This window comes from Candidatus Dadabacteria bacterium (genome assembly GCA_009837205.1).
Taxonomy (GTDB): domain Bacteria; phylum Desulfobacterota_D; class UBA1144; order Nemesobacterales; family Nemesobacteraceae; genus Nemesobacter.
In genome coordinates this window covers 1-6,290 of record VXTZ01000027.1, presented here as the reverse complement: position 1 = coordinate 6,290, position 6,290 = coordinate 1, and the positions used below count along the sequence as shown (strand labels likewise).

The 6,290-nt window shown below is 45.8% G+C and carries 5 protein-coding genes; 2 read left to right on the top strand and 3 right to left on the bottom strand.

The window, feature by feature from the left end:
* Positions 1-223 precede the first annotated feature (223 nt).
* Positions 224-997 carry a hypothetical protein gene (locus F4Z13_06975; GenBank protein MXZ48968.1) on the top strand — a complete coding sequence of 258 codons (774 nt, stop codon included), beginning with the start codon at positions 224-226 and terminating at the stop codon, positions 995-997.
* A 375-nt stretch (positions 998-1,372) separates the two neighbouring features.
* Here F4Z13_06975 and vsr read toward each other — a convergent pair whose 3' ends face one another.
* From vsr to F4Z13_06960, 3 genes are read right to left on the bottom strand one after another with little or no spacing between them, the layout of a single operon-like run.
* Positions 1,373-1,819: a DNA mismatch endonuclease Vsr gene (vsr, locus tag F4Z13_06970; protein MXZ48967.1), complete on the bottom strand. Its 447-nt coding sequence runs from the start codon at positions 1,817-1,819 to the stop codon at positions 1,373-1,375.
* A 10-nt stretch (positions 1,820-1,829) separates the two neighbouring features.
* Positions 1,830-2,936 (bottom strand): DNA cytosine methyltransferase, encoded by a 1,107-nt coding sequence (locus F4Z13_06965; GenBank protein MXZ48966.1) that lies wholly within the window; start codon positions 2,934-2,936, stop codon positions 1,830-1,832.
* Complete coding sequence (locus F4Z13_06960; protein MXZ48965.1) at positions 2,933-4,936, bottom strand: hypothetical protein; 2,004 nt, start codon at positions 4,934-4,936, stop codon at positions 2,933-2,935. The genes F4Z13_06965 and F4Z13_06960 overlap by 4 nt, the downstream gene beginning before the upstream one ends.
* Positions 4,937-5,416: 480 nt before the next feature.
* Here F4Z13_06960 and F4Z13_06955 point away from each other — a divergent pair.
* On the top strand, positions 5,417-6,290 hold an 874-nt coding region (locus F4Z13_06955), incomplete at its 3' end, for a pyruvate dehydrogenase (acetyl-transferring), homodimeric type (protein ID MXZ48964.1).

Sequence of the window (6,290 nt, the reverse complement as noted above, 5' to 3'; positions counted from 1 at the left end):
TCCCCGAAGTTTTTCTACGCAGCCTCTGCCCTAGGGAATCGCAGCTTTTCCCCATAATGACCACGGAATTCATCAAGTCTTTTTTGCTTGTTATGAGCGAGAAAATGGCTTGATCGCGATCTTTTTTGACTACTGTTATGGATTTGTTAATTTACCAAGCGAAATATAAGCCACGCAATCTTTATGAAGTTGGCTAGTAGGCAGGACGCAAGAAATTTTTCTTATGATAAATGAAAAATTACGACTATTACTTTCTTGTATGCAGGAACTATATCGCAATATTTTAGGTCTGTTATCTAGAATTCTATTTTGGTTCTTAGTTAATCTTTTATTTTTCATTCTCGTTGTTACCAACAATTTCCTCCATGTTGTTTATACCGAAACGGGGTTCTGGACTGCATTCTACAACATCTCCTCCCCGTTTCTCATCGGCGGCCTTATTTCATTTCTATTCTATTTTCTTGTTGTTCATATTCCGGAGCGGAAAAAACGCCGCATAATCAAGGTTAATCTGAAACAACAATATGCAAACGTGAAGGAGGCTATTCTGCACGAAATTATTTCTGCTAGTCAGAAAGGTGGACGAACTGATTTGATGATAGTGGATAGCTGCACTATAAAGAAACTTCTAACGATTGATGGCTTCAGAGAGGCATTCGAGGATGGCACGGAAGGTCATGAAGGATTTTATGCATTTCGCAACTATATGAGCAAAGGAGATGTGCCAGAATATCGCGAAATCATTATAAATCTTAAGGTTCTTTCGAAAGAGATAGATTATGTCCTTCACAATTACCCTATCAAAAATGAGAAGATCTTCGGTTTCTTTAAGCATTTGGAGGGACTTCTCATACGTCTAGAAAATAGGAGCATTGGTTTATACCAAGACGAAGAAGAAAGGTTGTCTAGTTTTATTTGGCCAGTTTTCTCTGGTTACTCAATAATAGAAGGTGATCTAGGCTATGATTTTGTTGAGAAGATGATTGAGGAAATTTAGATAAAGTCTAAATCTCTTCTCTCTTTTTATAAAAGCAAAGGCAATGGACGACGAGCGCCTGAAGGTGTGGAACCGGTTCTAGGAGATGGACGGACTTGACCCCATGGACGAAGCATTGAAAGTGGTAGAAATGTTTCGGAAATACGTCTCGAACGTGGATAAGGTCAGGATTGACATAGAGCTTCATGCTGACTGCGGATGTATCCAAGACAACAGACCCAAGGAGGAAACAAACTAACAATGACGCTCTCCCCCTAATTCTCTGGGCGATAAAGTATATAAGTCCCGAACAATGGAGGTTATATACAATTTTACACAGATTAGATTTTGATCTTTCCTCTCTGAGCAAGTTTCCTGTCGTATTCCCGTTTTACTTCATTGAGGTTTAATTCCGCTTGAACGCATAAATTCTTTAAGTCTTTTCTGCATAAACTCAGGATTCTTTAACTGGCATTCCCAAACCACTAGAACCCTCCATCCCTTTTTCCTGATCTGTCTTAGACGTTTTTTATCTCTATCAACGTTACGTAGCAATTTCGGTTCCCAGTAATCTTTATTGGTTCTTGGCGTATTTCTACCAGCCTTGCAATTATGCCCATGCCAAAAACATCCGTGCACGAATATCACTTTCCTATATTTCGTAAAAACTACATCAGGCCGTCCCGGCAACTTGCCGTAATGAATCCTGTAGCCTCTATAGCCCATATCAAGCAATAATCGTCTTAGCTTTAACTCCGGCGCTGTATTTTTTGATTTGACTTTGGCCATATGCGGCCGTGAAATCTCGAATTGAGGAGAAGAACGAGTTTTAGCGCTTCGCATCTGAAAGCCTTCAATCATTAATAGCGGCCAATACTTTCCTAGCGACCAGTTTCGCGTAGAGCGGGGGGACTGCATTTCCAATCATATCGCAAACGGAATCGATGCGGTCAGTGACGAATCTATAGCGCTCAGGAAAAGTCTGGAGCAACGCCGCCTCTCGCACTGAAATCGTGTATCTATTTTCGTCAGGGTGACCAAACCTTCCTTTGCACGCAACGGTACAACCACCGGTAATAGTTGGAGCCTCTCGATCCCATTCCATCCTGCCGTAAACGTTGGTAAACCCTTTGTATCCGTTGCGATGACATTTGGGTCGCAACGATTCTTCTACCTCTTGCCAGCTTTTTCCAGGCTTGGCGGCGCGAAGTCGTTCCTTGGTTCTAGGCAACAAATCGCGGACGACATGCCAGTTGTGCGATTGCGGCCCTCCGCGGCCCCTGGAAGCCTTCAAAGTGATTGGCTCATTCATATGGCTTATAGCTTCTCGTACCGTCATCCATTTTTTCAGACCAGAACCGTTTTGAGGCGAACGAGCGCGTGTAGCTTTTGGGAAAGGTATTTTGAAACCTCGTCCCGCTAAAAGAACTAATCTTCTTCGAGACTGCGGAACATTGAAATCGGCCATTTGCTCGATGCTCCATTCGCACTGATATCCAAGATGCCCCAGAATCCTCAGGAATTTTTCAAAAATGGGTTTTCCTCTCCGCGCCAAACCTGGAACATTCTCCATCATTATAGCCTCGGGCTGAATTTCATTGATCAGATCAGCCATAACCAATAGAAGTTCGTTGCGCGGATCGTCTCTTTTGTACTTCGCGGTTAGGGAACAGAATCCTTGGCAAGGCGCGCAACCCGCCACCAAGGCGATTTTCTCGCCACCAGCGGCTTGTAGTATCTCTTGGGCTGATACATCTCGAATGTCTTTCTCAATCAATTTAGTGCGCCTGTTATTCCACCTATATGTCTTAGCCGCAATAGGGTCAATCTCCACGGCTGCGGCGACATGGAAGCCTGCCTCGCGAAGCCCGCGAGTAAGCCCGCCGCATCCGGCGAATAGATCTATGGCAATAGGTTTTTCACCTCTCACTTGCCCAATCTTGTTTTTTTTATTCTTCACGAGCGTCTATCCGTTTTCCGTTCTTCTACAGTATCAACTTCTGGAATACTCGTCGAAAGCTCCTTCATTCTTGGATCATCAAAAGGCGCCCGCATCTTTACTACATTGAAGAACTCTTTGTGCATGGCCTCCGCCCCCATTAGAAGGCTTTGCCATGTCCGAATGTCAAACACTCCAGAGTCTTGCCCCATTTGTCCGTGCTCTCTATCATCTTCACGTATTCGATCCGCGATTAAGAGCCCTTTAACCAATGACCTTCCGTGTTCACTATCCGTAGATTGCTTTTGCAGGATTCTTCTTAGAAACAGAACATAGTTCCGAATTTGATCAAATTCGTCTCGTCCAACAAGCAAACCGGGACGTTTTACGTCAATCACGTAAGCGGTTTGATATTTGTCTCCTATACAGAAAAAATCGGGACGGTCCCGGCCTTCCTTTTCGCCTGAGGACGGAAGACCGAATTCTTCCTTTATTAATGTATCAAGCGACTTTTCATGAGCAAGCATAGTCCATTTCGGATCAATCAGCCACGGATGCTCCTTGAGATAATTTTGCATGTCAGGCTTCTCAGGAACTTTCTCCTCTATCATTTGCCTGAATTTCTGAATTATCTCAATGCGTCCTTTGACAAGGTGGGCGGTGCTTATCGCCTCCATAATGTCCCATTCGGAAAGTATTTTGTTAAAACGGGCTACATCTTCCGCAGATACAGCATTTAATCTTTTTATAGCTTCAAAGAAGCTTCGGTTCGTAAGAGCATTATAGACAAACTCTACGAGTTCGTCCGTGATCTCTTTTCCTGCCTTGTCTTTATCAAGCTGAGGAATTGAACAGATACGATTAACGACTGTCTTAAAAGTCTGTTGTTCCCTCTTGGGAAGCTTTTTCGCTTGTTCTAGGTAACGAATTATTCTAGGGCTTTTTTCCTTATCTTCTCGTCTCTTATCAGTCCAAGATCCTAAGAGTTCCTTTATTTTTTTTCGACCCCATTCCTTCAATGGAAAGGCTATTGGGTCTTCCCACCGGATGGTACCTCGGTCAGTAGCGATCAAATCAACTCTTTCATCAAGAAAATCCGCTTTCACCTCACCAGTGAGATACTGCATTCCATGTTGTCCCCATACTCCGCCGCTAAGATCAAAAAACCAAGGCGTCTGAGCTAACTTACCGCGAACATAGACTACGAATCCTCTTTGTTCTTCGTTTGGGATCGTATTTTTACAGAAACCCGCCCACCATTGAATCTGTTGTCCATTTTTTAGATCGGTGGTTTCCCATTCTCCAGTTTTTTCTGGAAATCGGAATTGAAAAGGAATTTCCTGTCGCGTAATCGCTTTTCCATTTACATGAACGATGAATTCGCTGTCTAGTACCAGCAACCGTCTTGCGAGACTAGTTTTGAACTCTTTTTCATTAATGGCCCTGTTGATTTTTAATTGGGAGAGGGTTATCGCGGTACCTGGATTCTCTTTGGTCTTCTCCCCATCATCAGGCAAAGCATCGGGCTCGTATCCTTGCGCATCTGCGAACTCGGAACTTTTGGTTATATCTTCGAAGTCGAGCTTGAAGTGAGAAACCTCTTTTTCTTTAATCGTACGGACATCAATTATATTGGCGACGCCGAATCCAGCCAGTTTGCCAATTCCCTTTCGTCCTTGGACTTTTCGCGGAGATAAACCGTTATATTCTTTCGTCCATTCGTTTTGGGTTGAGCGGCGATTCCTGCCGACCAATAGATAGAACAAATTGCACTCTTCATAACTCATCCCCTGACCGTCATCCTTGACGATGATCTGATCATCCGACTCTATAGGGCGTCCAGTTGGAATTGTTACCCACACGTTTCTCGCCATGGCGTCGTAGGCATTCGAGATAAATTCGGAAATCGCGGGCACCGCGCCGGAATACATCTGCAAGCCAAGGTGGTTGAAAAGCTGACCGGCCACGGTCATCGTATATTTACGCTTAGAAGCGTTCTTTCTAGTCTGCCTGCGTGCCATAACGAGTTATATTCATTGTAGCGAATATAAGAGCAAATCCCAATTTCCAATGAGAGTTTTTGGGTGAATTCATGGGATTTAGCGATTTCCCCACGCTCTTGGAATGACCTCCTCTTAAAACTGCGAAGACTGGTTTAGGGCATAAATGTTACGAATGTATTTTACACTTTCTTGCGGCCCAAATAGCGTCGCGCCTGAGGATGATGTTGGAAGATTCGACCTGTACTTCGAACGCTTGGATAATGCGAGACTTGGAGACATAAAACGCCCGGATAATCCTCGAAGAAGAGAAGCGCTGAAATAGTTCCTCTCAAGTAGTGATATTTTCTCCTCTGCGGTTAAAATGCTTTTCCGAATCCAGGCTTCCGCCTTTGACCCATTTTAAGTGTTCGGGGTCGGGTTCTAGATTGTAAAAACCACGCGGTTGTTTTGTGCCGCAAATTCCCCTGCGGCCCCGCTTCGCCGCGTTTTGTACGGATAATGGAAGAAGATCCTCAGATATCGGAAGAAGAAGCCGAAGACCGGGAATGGATCGAATCGCTTGAATACGTGATTGAGAATTCCGGGCGCGAGAGGGCAAGCGATCTGCTTCGCAAGCTCAGAATATACTCCCAGAAAAAAGGCGTGCAGATTCCCTACGCTGCGAACACCCCTTACGTGAACACCATTGCCCTCGAGGACCAGCCTCCTTACCCCGGAAACTACGAAATAGAGCGCAACATAAGAAGCATAATAAGGTGGAACGCCATGGCCATGGTCGTGCGCGCAAACAGGATAAGCGACGGCATCGGTGGACATATCTCGACCTACGCCTCGGCCGCAACGCTCTACGAGATAGGTTTCCACCATTTCTTCAGGGCGGGCGACGAGGGCCGGGAAGGGGACATGATCTACTTCCAGGGACACGCCTCGCCGGGCATATACGCAAGGGCGTTTTTAGAAGGCACGGTCTCTATCGAGCAGATGCGCAATTTCAGGAGGGAGCTCGGCGGAGACGGCCTCTCCTCCTACCCCCACCCCTGGCTAATGCCGGACTTCTGGGAGTTCCCGACGGTCTCGATGGGACTTTCTCCCATAATGGCGATTTACCAGGCACGTTTCAACAGGTACCTAGAGGACAGGGGCCTAAAGCCCCGAACCGACGCCAAGGTATGGGCCTTTATCGGGGATGGGGAAACCGACGAGCCCGAGACCCTGGGAGCCATCACCCTCGCGTCTAGGGAAAAGCTCGACAACCTGATATTCGTGATCAACTGCAACCTCCAGCGCCTTGACGGACCTGTCAGGGGAAACGGCAAGATAATACAGGAGCACGAAAGAATCTTCAGGGGGGCGGGGTGGAACGTGATAAAGG

Bases quoted from the DNA above. Each gene is read 5' to 3' on its own strand.
- F4Z13_06975 (MXZ48968.1), top strand. From the start codon at position 224: ATGATAAATGAAAAATTACGACTATTACTTTCTTGTATGCAGGAACTA.
- vsr (MXZ48967.1), bottom strand. From the start codon at position 1,819: ATGCGAAGCGCTAAAACTCGTTCTTCTCCTCAATTCGAGATTTCACGG.
- F4Z13_06960 (MXZ48965.1), bottom strand. From the start codon at position 4,936: ATGGCACGCAGGCAGACTAGAAAGAACGCTTCTAAGCGTAAATATACG.